General features: G+C 49.4%; 16 protein-coding genes. 13 read left to right on the top strand and 3 right to left on the bottom strand.

Annotated elements, in window-relative coordinates; translation table 11 throughout:
- Positions 1-12 precede the first annotated feature (12 nt).
- The 8 genes from H615_RS0119575 (at position 13) to H615_RS0119540 (ending at position 8,592) form a co-directional block, all read left to right on the top strand.
- Positions 13-984: a cyclodeaminase gene (locus H615_RS0119575; RefSeq protein WP_342341479.1), complete on the top strand. Its 972-nt coding sequence runs from the start codon at positions 13-15 to the stop codon at positions 982-984.
- 1 nt (position 985) lies between these two features.
- Positions 986-2,164, top strand: coding sequence for a cystathionine gamma-synthase family protein (locus H615_RS0119570; protein WP_425307013.1), 1,179 nt, complete (start codon positions 986-988; stop codon positions 2,162-2,164).
- A 12-nt stretch (positions 2,165-2,176) separates the two neighbouring features.
- Positions 2,177-3,361, top strand: coding sequence for a M20 metallopeptidase family protein (locus tag H615_RS0119565; protein WP_027956714.1), 1,185 nt, complete (start codon positions 2,177-2,179; stop codon positions 3,359-3,361).
- A 2-nt stretch (positions 3,362-3,363) separates the two neighbouring features.
- Positions 3,364-4,416: a homoserine dehydrogenase gene (locus tag H615_RS0119560; protein ID WP_027956713.1), complete on the top strand. Its 1,053-nt coding sequence runs from the start codon at positions 3,364-3,366 to the stop codon at positions 4,414-4,416.
- A gap of 15 nt (positions 4,417-4,431) precedes the next feature.
- The gene (locus H615_RS0119555; protein ID WP_027956712.1) at positions 4,432-5,874 is read left to right on the top strand and encodes an aldehyde dehydrogenase family protein; all 1,443 of its coding nucleotides are present in this window, start codon (positions 4,432-4,434) and stop codon (positions 5,872-5,874) included.
- A 137-nt stretch (positions 5,875-6,011) separates the two neighbouring features.
- Positions 6,012-6,788: a CAP domain-containing protein gene (locus H615_RS0119550; RefSeq protein ID WP_027956711.1), complete on the top strand. Its 777-nt coding sequence runs from the start codon at positions 6,012-6,014 to the stop codon at positions 6,786-6,788.
- 58 nt (positions 6,789-6,846) lie between these two features.
- Positions 6,847-7,551 carry a GDSL-type esterase/lipase family protein gene (locus tag H615_RS0119545; protein ID WP_027956710.1) on the top strand — a complete coding sequence of 235 codons (705 nt, stop codon included), beginning with the start codon at positions 6,847-6,849 and terminating at the stop codon, positions 7,549-7,551.
- A 30-nt stretch (positions 7,552-7,581) separates the two neighbouring features.
- Entirely contained in the window at positions 7,582-8,592 is a 1,011-nt protein-coding gene (locus tag H615_RS0119540; RefSeq protein WP_035532825.1) for a Gfo/Idh/MocA family protein, read from the top strand.
- A gap of 44 nt (positions 8,593-8,636) precedes the next feature.
- Here H615_RS0119540 and H615_RS21700 read toward each other — a convergent pair whose 3' ends face one another.
- Both H615_RS21700 and H615_RS0119530 read right to left on the bottom strand, forming a co-directional pair.
- Complete coding sequence (locus H615_RS21700; protein ID WP_051254784.1) at positions 8,637-8,999, bottom strand: winged helix-turn-helix transcriptional regulator; 363 nt, start codon at positions 8,997-8,999, stop codon at positions 8,637-8,639.
- A gap of 20 nt (positions 9,000-9,019) precedes the next feature.
- On the bottom strand, positions 9,020-9,220 hold the full coding sequence (locus H615_RS0119530) for a hypothetical protein (protein WP_244877781.1): 201 nt from the start codon (positions 9,218-9,220) through the stop codon (positions 9,020-9,022).
- A 307-nt stretch (positions 9,221-9,527) separates the two neighbouring features.
- On the opposite strand from H615_RS0119530, the gene H615_RS0119525 reads away from it, so the two are divergent.
- From H615_RS0119525 to H615_RS0119505, 5 genes are all read left to right on the top strand, one after another.
- Entirely contained in the window at positions 9,528-11,240 is a 1,713-nt protein-coding gene (locus tag H615_RS0119525; RefSeq protein WP_027956707.1) for an ABC transporter ATP-binding protein, read from the top strand.
- Positions 11,237-13,042, top strand: a complete 1,806-nt coding sequence (locus tag H615_RS0119520) for an ABC transporter transmembrane domain-containing protein (protein ID WP_027956706.1) — start codon at positions 11,237-11,239, stop codon at positions 13,040-13,042. The genes H615_RS0119525 and H615_RS0119520 overlap by 4 nt, the downstream gene beginning before the upstream one ends.
- Before the next feature lie 57 nt (positions 13,043-13,099).
- Positions 13,100-13,996, top strand: coding sequence for a vanadium-dependent haloperoxidase (locus tag H615_RS0119515; protein ID WP_027956705.1), 897 nt, complete (start codon positions 13,100-13,102; stop codon positions 13,994-13,996).
- 113 nt (positions 13,997-14,109) lie between these two features.
- Positions 14,110-14,565 (top strand): cupredoxin domain-containing protein, encoded by a 456-nt coding sequence (locus H615_RS0119510; RefSeq protein ID WP_027956704.1) that lies wholly within the window; start codon positions 14,110-14,112, stop codon positions 14,563-14,565.
- A 20-nt stretch (positions 14,566-14,585) separates the two neighbouring features.
- Positions 14,586-15,239 carry a LysE family translocator gene (locus H615_RS0119505; protein ID WP_027956703.1) on the top strand — a complete coding sequence of 218 codons (654 nt, stop codon included), beginning with the start codon at positions 14,586-14,588 and terminating at the stop codon, positions 15,237-15,239.
- A 118-nt stretch (positions 15,240-15,357) separates the two neighbouring features.
- Here H615_RS0119505 and H615_RS22755 read toward each other — a convergent pair whose 3' ends face one another.
- Entirely contained in the window at positions 15,358-15,525 is a 168-nt protein-coding gene (locus H615_RS22755) for a hypothetical protein (protein ID WP_244877780.1), read from the bottom strand.
- Positions 15,526-15,541: the final 16 nt, after the last annotated feature.

The raw sequence follows: 15,541 nt of genomic DNA, 5'->3' as shown, positions 1-15,541 counted from the left end.
AAGGAAGTGGCCGTGATTCAATTGTATACCAGGGAGGAGATCGAGCGCCTCATACGTCTCGATCCTCCATTAATCAAAGTCATCGAACAAGCCTTTACGGCATTAGTCACAAAAAAGGTGACGATGCCGCCGATCATGCGTATGGATGTGCCGGAGCATAACGGAGAAGTTGACATCAAGTCGGCCTATATTGAGGGCGAAGACAGTTTTGCTGTTAAATTATCCTCCGGCTTCTTTAACAACCCTTCCGTAGGACTTCCGACATCCGGGGGGATGATGATTCTGCTTGACAGCCGTACCGGACAGCCGCTTGCCGTGCTGGCTGATGATGGTCTTTTAACAGATCTGCGCACCGCTGCCGCCGGGGCCGTAGCAGCAGCATTCTGCAGCAGGAAAGTGGCTGGTAAGGCCGGTATCATCGGGACAGGTGCCCAGGCAAGGCTTCAATTGAAGGCTCTGACGCTTGTCCGTCCTATCGATCACGTGTATGTGTACGGAAGGAGAAAGGATCAGGCAGCCATGTATAAAAAAGAGGTGGAAAACGAACTGGGACTGCCGGTAACGATCTGCTCAAGCGTGAAGCAGGTCGTCGATGAAAGCGACATCGTTGTAACGACCACACCATCCCGTGAGCCGCTCATTTATGCAGAATGGTTAAAACCCGGCCTTCACATCACAGCGATGGGATCGGATGCGGAACATAAGCAGGAGCTTGATCACGGGGTGTTGGAAAAAGCGGACAGCATCACCTGTGATGTTATTCATCAGTCCAGACGTCTCGGGGAACTGAGAGGGGTACCGGATCTGGAAAAACGAGCTCTTAAACTCGGAGAACTCACCAGCGGTCGTAAACAGGCCCGAACTTCTGATGAGGATATTACGATCTGTGACTTAACAGGCACAGGGGTGCAGGACACAGCTATAGCAAGGTTTGCTTGGAAAGCTTTGAAAAATAAAGGAGATGATCTTCGTGAAAGAAGCTAAAATGAGCACAAAATCCATCTGGGCTGGTGAAAAGGAGCAGCTGGCTTTCGGAGCGACACAGGTACCTGTCGTCCACAGCGTATCCTTTGGTTATGACGACATGGATGAATGGTATGACGTTGCGGTAGGCGCAAAGCCTGGTCATATTTATGGCAGAAACACCAATCCGACGGTGCAGGCCTTTGAGGATAAAATCCGTATATTAGAAGGAGCGGAGGCGGCCACAAGCTTTTCCACCGGCATGGCGGCCATCAGCAATACGCTCAGTACGTACCTGTTCCCGGGCGACAGGGTGGTGTCCATTAAAGATACGTACGGCGGAACGAATAAAATCTTTACTGAATTCCTTCCCAAGCAGCAGGTCGAGGTCGTCCTTTGTGAGACCGGAGATCACGAGTTGATTGAAGAGGAAATCGCGAAAGGGTGCAAGGTTTTGTACTTGGAAAGTCCGACCAATCCAACCGTAAAGATTACGGATATCAAGCGGATGGCTGAGGCCGGAAAGACTGCCGGTGCACTTGTTATCGTCGATAATACTTTTGCGACACCGGTCAACCAAAACCCACTGGAGCTTGGGGCAGACCTTGTCATCCACAGTGCCACCAAGTTCCTCGGTGGTCATGCCGATGCTCTTGGTGGAGCGGTCTGTGGCCGAAAAGAATTGATTGAGCCGATATACCACTACCGTGAAATCAACGGAGCCACCCTTGATCCGATGGCTGCCTACCTGCTTCTGCGCGGAATGAAGACGTTGAAGCTGCGCGTCGATCAACAAAACAAAAATGCTGCAGCCATCGCTGAATACTTGAAGTCCTTTGACGAAGTCGAGGCCGTCTTCTATCCGGGCCTTCCGGAGCATCCGCATCACCAGACAGCGAAAGAGCAGATGAGAGGATTCGGTGGCATGCTCAGCTTTTCTGTGAAAGGCGGAGTGGCAGGTGTCCGTGAATTACTGCCTAAATTGAATTACGCCAATAGAGCCGCCAACTTAGGGTCTGTAGAAACCGTCGTCGGCCCTTCGAGAACGACGAGTCATGTGGAATGTACACCAGAAGAACGAGCGGCTATGGGAATTCCTGAAGGCTTGATCCGCTATTCGGCGGGAATCGAAGACATTGAAGACTTGAAGGCGGACTTAGCTCAGGCATTCCAATCGATGAAAACCTATGTGAATCCTTAAGGGGGGAGCGGTGTGGAAACCAGAAACCCGGACTTGGCCTTGAGATCCCGTCAGTTGTTTGAGCAGCTGGTCAGCTGGAGAAGGGATTTCCACCGTCACCCTGAACTCAGTTTTCAGGAAAAGCGGACGAGTGAAACGATTGCTGCGGAACTTACGAAGCTTCCACTCTTTAAGGTGGAAGAAAAAGTAGGCGGCCATGGCGTGGTTGCTTCCATCCGTCATGGAGAAGGTCCGGTGGTCGGGCTGCGGGCGGATATGGATGCCCTCCCGATTCAAGAAACGACCACCCATTCGTTTTCATCCAGGAATCCAGGGGTGATGCACGCCTGTGGCCATGATGCCCATATGGCTGTACTGCTGGGTACCGCTCAGCTGCTGCATGAAGATGCTGAACGGGGGCGTTTCAATGGCACAGTAAAGTTGATCTTTCAACCGGCCGAAGAATGCTGTGACTCTAAAGGAGAAACCGGAGCTGTGAAAATGCTGCAGACAGGGAGATTGGATGATATTCAAAAAATGGTGGGGCTTCATATGTGTCCGTGGCGTAAACCAGGGGAGGTGCAGTGGCATGACGGGCCGAGTATGGCAAACAACGATGAATTTTCCATTATCATTCATGGCTCCGGCGGCCATGCCGGTTATCCCCAGCATGTGAAAGATCCAATCTGGATGGCCTCGTCGCTGCTGGGAGCTTTATACAGCCTGAATGGGCGCCGGATGGACCCATTGGAAGTCGGGACACTCAGCATCGGCCGGGTTCAGGCTGGTGAAGCGGGAAACATTATCCCGGACCGGCTTTATCTTGAGGGTACCATCCGTTCATATAAGGAATCCGTCCGAGAACAGCTGCTGGAAGAATTGAAGCAGACCCTTACCATCGTGACAGCCCTTGGCGGAAATTATGATCTTACTGTCCAAAGGGGAGAACCAGCCCTTGTGAACGACCGCGATATCAACACAGCCATCAAAACAGCCGCAGGTTCTTTGAAGCTTATCGAAGAACCTTTTGGCATGGGGAGTGAGGATTTCAGTTTTTACACGAAAACCATTCCCGGTGCGATGTTTTTCTTAGGCTGTGGCCTCACCAAAGAGAAAAGTCTGCATCAATCCGATTTTGATTTGGACGAACAAGCACTGCCCCATGGTGTTCAAGTCCTTTTAGGGAGTGCTTATGAACTATTAGAGCGAGGGGGATGACAATGCCTGTTAAAATCGCGTTTATCGGTTTTGGAGGAGTCGGGCGCGCACTTGCGGAAATCATTGAAGAGAAAAGATTCCGCCTTAGGGAGGATTATGGCTTGGATGCTGTCGTTGTCGGAGTCAGTGATGTCATGAAAGGGGCGGTGTATCATCCGGATGGGCTTGATATTCCCGTTCTACTGAAAGGGCTTAAAGACCATGGGACTGTGGAAGCCTATCCGGAACAAGCGGGTGTTGTTATAGGCTGGGATAGTATGGAGATGATCGATCACTCTCATGCAGACGTCATCGTGGAAGTCACTTATACGAATGTAGAAACAGGTGAACCGGCATTGACCCACTGCCGCCGGGCTCTGGATCAAGGGAAAAGTGTCCTTACGACGAATAAGGGACCTGTCGCCCATGCCTATGATGAGTTGACCCGGAAGGCGGAGGAGAAAGGTGCATTTTTCGGTTTTGAAGGCACGGTCATGAGCGGAACACCGGCGCTGCGTCTTCCAGAGCAGACACTTGCAGGAAATACCATCCATAAAATCAAGGGAATCCTTAATGGTACGACCAATTATATTTTGACGGAAATGGAACGAGGACTGGAGTATGGAGAGGCTTTGAAGCAGGCGCAGGGCCTCGGATATGCAGAAGCTGATCCCACCAGTGATGTGGAAGGGTATGATGTCCGCTATAAGCTTGCCATCCTGTCCAGTCATGTCTTTGGTGTGGCGTTGTCCCCGGAAGATATTCCTTGTACAGGGATTACAGGAGTGACCGCATCGGATATACAGGAAGCGGAAAAGGCGGGAGAGAAATGGCGGTTGATCGGTACATTAACCTTGGACGGTGACCGCGTTACAGGGATCGTCAAGCCGGAACGCATCTCCGCCCACGAGCCTCTTGCAGGAGTATCAGGAGCCTTGAACGCCATTTTATATGACTGTGACATGTCCGGCCCCATTTTTATGACAGGAGCAGGAGCGGGGCTGAAGGAAACCGGGTATGCCTTGTTGATTGATTTGATCCATTACCATAAACAGCAATCCAAAATAAATGTGTAGGAAAGGAGCAGAGCCATGAAAACGAATCCTGTTGTTGAAAAAATGCTGTGCGCGGGGCGGTGGGTGGAAGCCGATTCCACCTTCCCGGTCTACAATCCTCAGGACGGGCGTTTACTTGCCGAAGTACCTTCCGCCTCTAAATCAGATATGGAAGAGGCGGTGGAAGGGGCCCATCGTGCTTTTACATCCCGGCGCCCTTGGCCGACGCATGAACGAATGACTGTGTTGAAAAAAGCCGCCGCTTACGTGCGGGAGAATCAAGAGTCCTTTGCTGAAGTGATCGCCCTGGAAGGAAGCAAAACGATTACCGAAGCCAGGGGGGAAGTGAAGCGGGCGGTTCAGACGATTGAAATCAGTGCCGAGGAAGCGCGGCGGTTGAAAGGGGAAACCATCAATTTTGACCAGAATGAAGGCGGAGAAAACCGAGTCGGCTATTATCAGCGCTTCCCGATCGGTGTCATCGGAGCCATTACGCCGTTTAATGATCCCCTCAACTTAGTGGCGCATAAGATCGGCCCTGCGATCGCTGCGGGTAATGCGATTGTCCTGAAACCGGCCTCTGTCACTCCCTTAAGTGCTTTGAAGCTTGCTGAGGCTTTTACAGCCGCAGGGCTTCCAGAAGGGTATTTGTCCGTCATTACAGGCTCAGGAAAAGATATTGGTGACACATTAATTACTCATCCGGCCGTTCAGATGATCTCTTTTACCGGTGGTCCTGAAGCAGGTGATGCCATTACGAAAAAAGCAGGGACAAAGAAATTGAGTATGGAGCTCGGATCCAATTCCCCTGTCATCGTCTTGAACGATGCAGACCGGGAGGAAGCTGTAAAAGCCTGCGTTTCAGGGGCTTTTTCAGCGGCCGGGCAGAATTGCATCGGTGTGCAGCGGATTTATGTGGAAGAGCAGCAGTATGGAGCTTTTCTTGATGAGTTCGCAGCCGCGTCAGCTGCTCTCCATGTTGGTGATAAAATGGAGGAAAGAACGGATGTCGGGCCGATGATTCAGGAAAAAGAGGCGCTCAGGGTGGAAAACTGGGTGGAGGAAGCGGTCAGCGAAGGGGCGGAAATCGTCCTTGGTGGAAGAAGAGACGGAACCTTCTACTATCCGACCATTCTGACCGGCGTTCCGCACGATGCAAAAGTGGCTAAGGAGGAAATTTTCGGACCTGTTGTGCTCGTACACCCGGTGAGAAATCTGGATGAAGCGATTGATTTGTCAAATTCTGTGAACTACGGGCTGCAGGCGGGCATTTTTACAAATAATATCCAAAAAGCGTTTGAAGCCATTCAGTATATGGATGTTGGAGGACTGATGATCAACGACAGCAGCGATTACCGGATTGATGAGATGCCGTTTGGTGGAACCAAGGGATCGGGGATCGGCCGCGAAGGTGTCCGCTTCAGCATGGAAGCGATGACCGAGCAGAAGGTCGTCTGTTTCCGATTGAATCATCGTTGATAAATACGTAGGCTGCGGGGTTCCGCAGCCTTTTTTTATGCGGAAAAGCAAGGGGTTATGCTGGTACTTCTTTTCAGGGATAAGGTTACGGAAAGAGCAGATAGTATAGATGAACCTATTCCTTAAGGAGGATGAATATGAGCAAGAAAACCCTTGTGATCTTATCAGTCATCATGCTGCTCGGCTTGCTGGCTGCTTGTAATACAACAGAAGAACGTGCGCGGGAAAGTCAGCGCAACAATTTGAACCAGGTTACCTTCGATCCGGAAGATGAGAACATGCAGCAGGAACAAAGATATGCCGTGGATCCCCGTTCCAATGAACAGAGCCGCTTTGATGCCAACGTCTATTTTGAGGGCATCAATCCTAATGGTCCAAATGGAAGAATGGAAGGCCCGTACTTTTTCGATCAGGAAGGCCGTTATGACCAACGTCAGGCTGCACCATCCGGGGATAACCAAGGACAGCCGGAGTCTGCTGAGCGAAACAATAACCAAGCTGAAAAAGACTCCAGCCCAGGCGAAAGCCAGGCAGCATCCGGTGATTTTCAGAAAAAAGTCATCGAGTTAACAAATGAAGCCCGTAAAAAGAATGGGTTGGAGCCACTGAAGAATAGTGCAGAAGTGGAAGAGGTCGCCCAGGTGAAATCAGAGGATATGGCGGAGAATGATTATTTTTCCCACACGTCTCCAACCTACGGCAGTCCGTTCGATATGCTGAAGGACTTTGACGTCGACTATTCTACAGCGGCTGAAAACATAGCGGCAGGCCAGCAGTCTCCAAAATCCGTTGTGGATGGATGGCTGAACAGTTCCGGACACAGGAAAAACATCATGAACAATAGTGTCACCCACATTGGTGTAGGCTATGCCAAGGATGGGAACTATTGGGTACAAATGTTCATAGCGAAGTAAAGGAAAGCGGCCGGCTCTGCCGGCGCCTTTCTACATAAACCAGCAAAGGACGATACACATGAAGAAGACAGGACTTCTACTGTTTCTGCTCATATGGATGACGGGATCTGTCCATGTCTACAGCTTCTCTGAAAAGCAGATCACAGCGCTTGGTGATTCCATCCCATACGGGTATCACCTTACCCCCGTTAATAAACAGCCATCACCTTATGCTTTTCCATATTTGATTGGGGAAAAAGGGAACATGGTCGTCAATAATCTCAGTGTCCCGGGGCTTACATCAGGAGAACTGCTTCAGGAGTTGAAAACAAATAAGGTTGTCCGTGATGCGGTCGCTGATTCGGATTATATCCTTCTTTATATTGGAGGGAATGACCTGCTGAATTTCCTTAAGAAAAACGATAACCTTCAAGGGGTGGATCTGGAGAAAGCGGCCCCTGTCATCAGAGATCTTATTTATAATGTGTATTCGACAATCCTGGAAATCGACGCTCTGTCAGACGGAGAAATCCTTGTCTATAATCTATATAACCCTTATCCGGCAGCCTCTGATCAGTTGAGTGCACCCCTCTCCTACATTAATCAACAGTATCAATCGCTCGTCCAACTGGTCCGTCATTTTGCCTCTGTTACGCTGATTGATGCGTACGGAGCTTTTGCAGGACATCCGGAATATATCATTGAACGGGATGTTCACCCGAACAAAAAGGGACAGGAGAAACTGGCTGAGCTGGGCTGGAATCAACTGAAAAACAAGCGGTAAATATAGGGGTATCCAATGGTTTCATGTATAATGACCATAAAGAAGGGGAGGTGTATCGTTTTGAAATTTGCCATCATAGGAACAAATACCATTACCGAAAAGCTGATTGAAGCCGGGCGCAGCCATCCGGAATTTGAATTGACAGGGGTTTATTCAAGAAACCAGGAGCGGGCCGATGCGTTCGCTGATCAGTACGGAGCTCCACTCCGTTTCACAAAAATGACAGATCTGGCCCTCAGTGAAGAAATCGAGGCCGTCTACATAGCCAGTCCAAATGCTCTCCACGCCGAACATGCGGTCACTCTTATGAAGCATGGAAAACATGTACTCTGTGAGAAACCCATGGCGTCAAACCAGCAGGAAATTGCCGGGATGATTAATACAGCCAAAAATCAGGGGGTCGTCCTGATGGAAGCGATGAAGTCCACGCTGATGCCTGGATTTTCAGCAGTGAAGCAGCATCTGCATAAGCTGGGTCCTGTCCGCCGGTATGTAGGGAACTTTTGTAAGTACAGCTCCCGCTATGACGCGTATAAGCAGGGAGAGATCCTGAACGCCTTCAAGCCTGAATTATCCAATGGCTCATTGATGGACTTAGGGATTTACGGCATCTATCCGATGGCGGCTTTATTCGGGGCTCCACGCTCCATTAAGGCAAGCGGCCTGTTTCTGGAATCCGGAGTCGACGGCCAAGGATCGGTTACAGCGGACTATGGTGATATGGAAGGAGTCGTTATGCACTCCAAGATTATCGACTCCCATTCTCCTTCAGAAATTCAGGGGGAAAGAGGGACCATGATTATTCCGAACATTTCTGAACCGGAGAACATCCACATCCTTTACCGGGACGGAACACGGGAAGAACTGACCGCCGTTAGTGATTTTCCTCCTATGTATTATGAAGTGGCCGAGTTTATCGACGTCATTCGACGGGGCACGAATCAGTCTTCCGTAAACTCCTTCGAGCATACGTTGATCACTGCCCGGATTATGGAGGAAGCCCGCAGACAGATCGGTCTCCTATATCCCGCTGATGAATGAGATTAAGAAAAAAGAGGCACGTGTATGAACGTGCCTCTTTTTTCTTAAGATGTGGATTCGTCACCTGCCCGGTCAGGATAGGGCTGTGCAGCTTCCAATTCCTCCTGATGCTTGATTCCCCACTGGTTCATAGCATGGAGGAAGGAAGCTGTTGAGCGGCCGTAAGGGGATAAGCGGTATTCAACATGAGGCGGGACGGTCTGATGGTCAATTCTTTCCACAAGTCCGTCATTCATCAGCTGTTTCAGCTCACGTGCCAGAATCCGCGAAGAAATATTACCATCAAGAGAACGGCGCAGCGCATTAAACCGCATTGATTCATCCTTAAGAAGCTTCCAGAGAATCAACCCCTTCCATTTCCCACAGACGACCTCCAGTGTGACACTAATGCCGACTCTGCCTCCCATCAGTCCCGCCTCTTTTCCATTTATTTTTTCTGCCCCTGCTTCTGCATGGCTTTTTCATAGCCTTCCATGACGCCCTGGGCATATACTCTATTTAATACCGTCATTGTTTGAGGAATGATTTTTTCTTCCTCTGATGGAGATATTTGATTCAACAAGTCCACAAGTTCGAGCAATTCTTCCGTAACCGGAAAAATAGGCTTTATATTGTCCAAATGGATCACCTTCCTGATAAATCGGAAAACGCTATTACTATAATTCTATTTCCTTTTCATTTACATCACAAGTAGTTACAAAAAGGTTAGTTTCAACATAGACCATTATGAACTAAAAATAGTTGGTTAAGCAACAACTAAGTCCGTGTTTTTGGTTTGTACAGCCTATTGGAAAGGGTTGTACAGGTTATACAAAAGTTATACTTATATAATAAATTTCAGGATTTTTGTATAAGTGCATGCGTCGAACCATACATAACATAGGGGCTGTATACGGAACATCTTGTACAGTGGGCACAGCCGGAAAGGAAGAAATATGAAACGAATATTTTCTTATGCCACTCCATATAAGAAATCTGTAGTTATCGCTTTACTGCTAATGGTGGTTGAGTTGATCGTCGAACTGACTCAGCCCATCCTTATGGCGAAGATTATCGATGATGGAATTGTCACGGGTGATTTATCGACGGTCACGATATGGGGACTTGTTCTGCTCGGGTTATCGTTCACCGCCTTTGCTGCCGGGATAACAAATTCCTTTTATGCCGCCGATTTCAGTCAAGGGGTGGGGCATGACCTGCGTCGTGACTTGTTTGAAATGGTCCAGTATTTTACAGGTGATCAATTTCAAAGGATCTCGACACCGAGTCTCGTCACAAGAATTACAAACGATGTCATACAGCTGCAGTCCCTGCTTTTCATGCTTGTGAGAATCGGGCTTCGCGCCCCTCTTTTCATTATTTCTGCCCTTATTATGGCGCTGACCATTGATGTCCGGCTTTCAATGATATTAATCGGGGGTGTTCCCGTATTTCTCGTATTCTTATTTTTCATTTTAATGAAAGGGGTCCGGTACTTTAAAAAAGTGCAGGAAAAGCTCGATGCTTTGAATAATGTAATCAGACAGAATTTATCTGCCGTCCGCCTTGTGAAGGGATTCAATCGCAAAGATTACGAGGAAGAGCAGTTCCGCACGGCAAATGCGGGGCTCGTCGCTGAGAATAAAAAGGCGCTCTGGTTGATGGAAACCGCTATGCCGATGGTCATGCTCGGCATGAACGCGGTCATTCTCGTTCTGTTATGGACGGGCTCCGGTTTCCTGGCCTTCGGAAATCTGCAGCCGGGAGAACTCGTCGCCATTATCAATTATGCGACTAGAATTCTTTTCACATTCTCTGTGTTCACCTTCCTCATTATGATGGTTTCCCGCGGCCAGGCTTCTGCCGCGAGGGTGGAAGAGGTTCTTTTGTCATCTGTGGAGACCGACCGTGCTGCCGGTTCTTCTGCTATTGAACATGTCGAAGGTGGAATATATTTCTCAGATGTTTCTTTCCGTCGGGGCGGTCATCGTATTTTAAACAACATTTCCTTTGAAGCTGAGAACGGAAGCACCGTGGGAATTATAGGAGAAACAGGCTCAGGTAAAACGTCTCTCCTTCATTTAATACCCCGATTATACGAAAAAGAATCCGGTCAAATTCTTTTGGATGGAAAAGATATGGAGGATTACTCCCTGAAGGTGTTAAGGCAGTCCGTCAGTCTTGTTCCTCAGGAGGTCCAGCTTTTCTCAGGAACGGTTCGTGAAAATATCAGCTGGGGCAGACCGGGGGCGGACGAAGCAGAAATCAGGGAGGCGGCCGCTCAAGCGCAGATAGCCGAATTCATTGAATCACTTCCTGGTGGTTATGATACACAAATCGGGCAGAAGGGCGTCGTTTTTTCCGGCGGGCAGAAACAACGGTTGTCTATTGCCCGGGCCTTAGTGCGGAATCCGTCTGTTCTGCTGCTGGATGACAGCACCAGCGCCCTCGATGCCCATACCGAAAAGCAGCTGTTGAAAAGTCTGGATGATCAGTCCTGTACGGTCTTCATTACAGCGCAGAAGATCAGTTCCATCCAGCAGGCGGATCTGATTCTGCTGCTTGATCAGGGGAGGATGGCTGCGAAAGGGACGCATGAGGAACTGCTTGAAACAAATGCCTACTACAGGCGGGTGTTTGAGTCACAAAAGGAAGGGGTGATGTCATGAAGCGCCGGGAAGCAGGAGGAGGCCATCACTCGATCGGAATGTCAGGACAGAAGGCGGATCAATTTGGTTCGACTTTACGACGGATTTGGAGCTATATGAGTGGACACAAATGGGCTTTTTTCCTCGTTATAACAGCCATTGTACTAAGTGCGGGCCTTTCTCTTCTTGGACCATACCTGCTCGGAAGAACAGTAGATACCGTCATTGAGAGTCCGGGTAGAGGACAGCTGCTCATCATGCTTGGGCTCCTGTTTGGTGTGTATCTGCTGCACTCTGTCTTTTTATGGCTCCAAAATTACTGGATGATCGGGATTGCCCAGGAGGCCGTCCAGGGAATGCGGGACCAGTTATTTGCCCATGTCCAGCAGCTGCCTGTCCTCTATTTTCAAACGATGCCGCAGGGGGAGTTGATGAGCCGTCTGACCAACGATATTGAAAATGTAAGTCGGACGCTGAACACAGCGGTTGTTCAATTCGTTACGAGCGTGTTGACCATTGTGGGTACAATCGGAATGATGCTTTGGCTGAGCCCGGTGCTGACTCTTTTGACATTGACGATCGTTCCGGTCATGTATGCGGGTATGAAATGGATTACGAATCGGACAGGTCCTTTTTTCAAGAAACAGCAGCGAAATCTCGGTGATGTGAATGGGTATGTGGAGGAAATGTTCACTGGTCAGTTCATCGTAAAAATGTTTTCAAGAGAACAACACGTCATTGAGGACTTTGCTGAAAAAAATAAGGCATTGAGAGAGTCCGGCTATTACGCACAGGTGTATACCGGGTTTATCCCCAAACTGATGAACATGCTGAATAACGTCAGCTTTGCCATTATTGTAGGAGCAGGCGGTCTTCTGGCGGTCAACGGATTCATCTCCATCGGAATTATTGTGACTTTCACAACTTATTCCCGTCAGTTCACCCGTCCCCTTAATGATCTTGCCAACCAATTCAATATGATCCTGTCGGCTGCTGCAGGAGCGGAAAGGGTTTTTCAAGTGATGGACGAACGGGTGGAAACGGAGGATGAATCCGGGGCTGTATCGATTCCCCTGCAAGGGGAAGTGGAGTTCCAGAATGTCTCGTTCGCCTACAAGGAAGGTCAGGATACATTGAAGGACATCAGCTTTAAGGTGAAACAAGGGCAGACGGTGGCCCTTGTAGGACCGACGGGGGCAGGAAAGACCACTGTGATCTCCTTGTTATCCCGCTATTTTGAACCTGATCGAGGAAGCATCCTGCTGGATGGTACAGCTTTGAGCGATATCCGCCGGGACAGTCTGCGCAGTCAGATGGGAGTCGTTCTCCAGGACGCTGTCATGTTTAACACGACGATTCGGGAAAACATCCGGTACGGACGTCTTCGTGCTTCGGATGAAGAGGTGGAACAAGCCGCCATTTCTGCGCATGCTCATGATTTTATTGTCCGGCTTCCGGACGGCTATGATACGAAACTCGATTCGGATGGGAAAGGGGTCAGTCACGGGCAGCGCCAGCTCCTTTCTATCGCTCGGGCCATGATCGCTGACCCCGCACTATTGATCCTTGATGAAGCGACAAGCAGTATTGATACAGTGACGGAAATGAAAATCAATGCGGGACTGACGGAATTGATGAGAGACAGGACAAGTTTTGTCATCGCCCACCGTCTGCATACAATTCGATCGGCGGATGTGATTCTTGTTATGGAGAAAGGGGCCATTGTAGAGCAGGGGACCCATACGTCCTTAATGAAACAGGGCGGCAGATATGCGGGATTGATTCATGCTCAGTCCGGGACTCAGCGTTCATCAGCTCGGTGAAAAATACACCACCCGGGTCCCTGTGTCATATGGTATGACATAAGGGAGGGGAAGCGTATGTCCCGTAATCACAACTATCCACTTTGGACGGAACTGCCTTACGCAGGAGAAGATCATCCTCCGACGCTCGATTCCGGTGTTGAAGTGGAGGCAGGCGAATGGAAAACTTATTTTATTCACCACAGCCGCCGACATGGGTTCAAACGGCTCGATGGACATCCAATCCGTTTAATGATCCAGGACCCGGAAACGATTCACTGGCAGGAAGAGTTAAAGAAAGTGAAGAACGTACTAGCTGGTTTGACAGACCATGACATCCGTGTAGCAAAATATTGGGGGGAGGGACCGGCTTCCAAGCAGTGGCTTCCGATTGCTGATCGTTTGATCGACACTTACGGGGTGGAAGCTCCACGGGCTGCCCGCATGTTAGGAGCCTTGTTCAGCGGGATGAATGATGCGTTCGTTGTCTGCTGGTCTTTGAAGTATAAGTGGCTTGTGCCGCGTCCGAACCAGCTTGATCCATCTCTGGCCACCGTCATCTGCACACCGGACCATCCTTCGTATCCGTCCGGCCACGCAACCATATCCGGAGCCGCAGAAGCCATATTAAGCTACTTCTTTCCGGCAGAAAGGAAAAAAATCAGGGAGCTCGCGGAGGAAAATGCCCGGTCACGGCTGCTCGCTGGTGTTCACTATCCTGTCGACAACGATCAGGGCCTTCGGCTGGGGCGCCAGATCGGCGGCATCGTTGTTGAAGAATTGAAGAAGGATCAAGTCCGGGGTGTCCCGCTCGATCGACCTTTCACCCAGTATAGAAATGCGGACGTGTACCCTGCGGATTATACGCAGGCTATACCATTTGATTATGATCAGCGGTGCCGGTCCCTGCTTCTCAGCGAAGACGATGAATCTTCGTCCTATACGGAATGGATTGATCCAAAGCTCTTTTTCTAATACGGATGAGAGAGAACAGCCGGGCGGCTGTTCTTTTTGTATGGGAAAAAAGAGACAAGTTCCCCCGGTGGACCTGCATATATATGTAAGGAACATCTACAGGAGGGATAAACATGGAAGCGTGGATATGGTCGGCAAAGAAAATCGGTCTGATCGGGGGAGCCCTTGTTATTGCACTGGCCGCTTATTTTATCGGTTCATTTTTTTGGAAAGGCGCCGTCTCGACAACGACAGCCCCGGCAGGTGAAGAACCACGGGTTGTCCAGCTTGTAACAGGGGAATTCAAGGCGGAAAAAGCGGATGGCACAGAAATTGAAGCCTACCGATGGGACCCTGGAACGATTTTTATTGAAAAGGGAGAGGATGTTCAATTATCCATTTATGGAGTGAATGGGAAAGAGCATCCTTTCTATATTGAAGGTACAGACATCAAAGGAATGGTGGAGCAGGGCAAGGAAACGGTGGTGGATTTGAAATTTGATAAGGAAGGCATCTACCGGCTGATCTGCACAACGCACGCAGGGATTGATACCGACGGACCTATGATTGCCTACATTGTCGTTGATTAAATCTGCAGGGAGGAGAATGGATGGTTACTCTTCTTGCAGGTTCCATTGTCCTGGGATTGTCCATAGCAGCGCCTGTCGGACCCATTAACATAGAAATTATCCGGAGAGGGCTGACCTTTGGTTTCTGGCCGGCGCTTTGTGTAGGGCTGGGGGGGATGTCTTCCGACTTACTGCTGATGTTTGTGATGTTTTTAGGAGCAGGCATTGTGCTGTCATGGTCTTGGGTGCAGATTACTTTAATGCTTCTTGGATGTTTGGTTTTAACGCATGCCGGCTGGACAAGCTTCCGTAAACCTGTCGTATCGGAATGGGACGCAGCGGAAGGAAACAGGAGAAGCAGGGGTGCCTCTTTGGTTTCCTATGCCCGCGGCGTGCTGATCGCCGGCACCAATCCCATGAATATTCTTTTCTGGGTAAGCATTTATGGATCTGTGCTAAGCGGTGCGCTGCAGAAAGAGGACGTCCTTCACTCTTTTTTGATCAGCTCCATGGTCTTTATTGGAATCGGATTATGGAACATGAATCTCGCTTTTATTGTCCATTTCAGCAGATCCATCATGACCTTTACCCTCCTGAAATGGATTCAGAGAACGGCCGGTCTTGTTCTCCTTTATTATGGAGTGAAATTCGGATTTGAAGCATGTCTTCTCATTGGAAAGTCCGGGTGGCTGTAGCAGACGGATATATATAAACAGATCCTTAAGACTGCCGGGAAGGTTCCCGGCAGTTTTTTGATGGACGAAGCTTGTTCTCCTCTCTTTGTGAACGGGTCTCCGGGAGTTCTTTGATTTGTCAAAGCTTCTTATGAAAGACGACCATGTCGATCCCGCGGATGCCGTTTTCATAGAACGGTTCCGGATAGGACAGGAAGAAGTCTTTTTTTATAGAATGAAAGCGGAAGCCGGCTTTCTGATAAAACAAGAGGTTTTCAATGCTGGAGTTGGATGTTCCGGCGATCACATCTGTTTTTCCTTTG

The organism is Halobacillus kuroshimensis DSM 18393 (genome assembly GCF_000425705.1).
GTDB lineage: Bacteria > Bacillota > Bacilli > Bacillales > Halobacillaceae > Halobacillus > Halobacillus kuroshimensis.
The sequence above is the reverse complement of the archived record's forward strand: the minus strand, read 5'-3'. Positions and strand labels throughout refer to the sequence as shown.

What these genes read in the sequence shown, in the direction of transcription:
- H615_RS0119515 (WP_027956705.1), top strand. Translation starts at nt 13,100, where the DNA reads ATGTCCCGTAATCACAACTATCCACTTTGGACGGAACTGCCTTACGCA.
- H615_RS0119510 (WP_027956704.1), top strand. Translation starts at nt 14,110, where the DNA reads ATGGAAGCGTGGATATGGTCGGCAAAGAAAATCGGTCTGATCGGGGGA.
- H615_RS0119550 (WP_027956711.1), top strand. Translation starts at nt 6,012, where the DNA reads ATGAGCAAGAAAACCCTTGTGATCTTATCAGTCATCATGCTGCTCGGC.
- H615_RS0119540 (WP_035532825.1), top strand. Translation starts at nt 7,582, where the DNA reads ATGACCATAAAGAAGGGGAGGTGTATCGTTTTGAAATTTGCCATCATA.
- H615_RS21700 (WP_051254784.1), bottom strand. Translation starts at nt 8,999, where the DNA reads ATGGGAGGCAGAGTCGGCATTAGTGTCACACTGGAGGTCGTCTGTGGG.
- H615_RS0119545 (WP_027956710.1), top strand. Translation starts at nt 6,847, where the DNA reads ATGAAGAAGACAGGACTTCTACTGTTTCTGCTCATATGGATGACGGGA.
- H615_RS0119525 (WP_027956707.1), top strand. Translation starts at nt 9,528, where the DNA reads ATGAAACGAATATTTTCTTATGCCACTCCATATAAGAAATCTGTAGTT.
- H615_RS0119505 (WP_027956703.1), top strand. Translation starts at nt 14,586, where the DNA reads ATGGTTACTCTTCTTGCAGGTTCCATTGTCCTGGGATTGTCCATAGCA.
- H615_RS0119560 (WP_027956713.1), top strand. Translation starts at nt 3,364, where the DNA reads ATGCCTGTTAAAATCGCGTTTATCGGTTTTGGAGGAGTCGGGCGCGCA.
- H615_RS0119570 (WP_425307013.1), top strand. Translation starts at nt 986, where the DNA reads ATGAGCACAAAATCCATCTGGGCTGGTGAAAAGGAGCAGCTGGCTTTC.
- H615_RS0119555 (WP_027956712.1), top strand. Translation starts at nt 4,432, where the DNA reads ATGAAAACGAATCCTGTTGTTGAAAAAATGCTGTGCGCGGGGCGGTGG.
- H615_RS0119520 (WP_027956706.1), top strand. Translation starts at nt 11,237, where the DNA reads ATGAAGCGCCGGGAAGCAGGAGGAGGCCATCACTCGATCGGAATGTCA.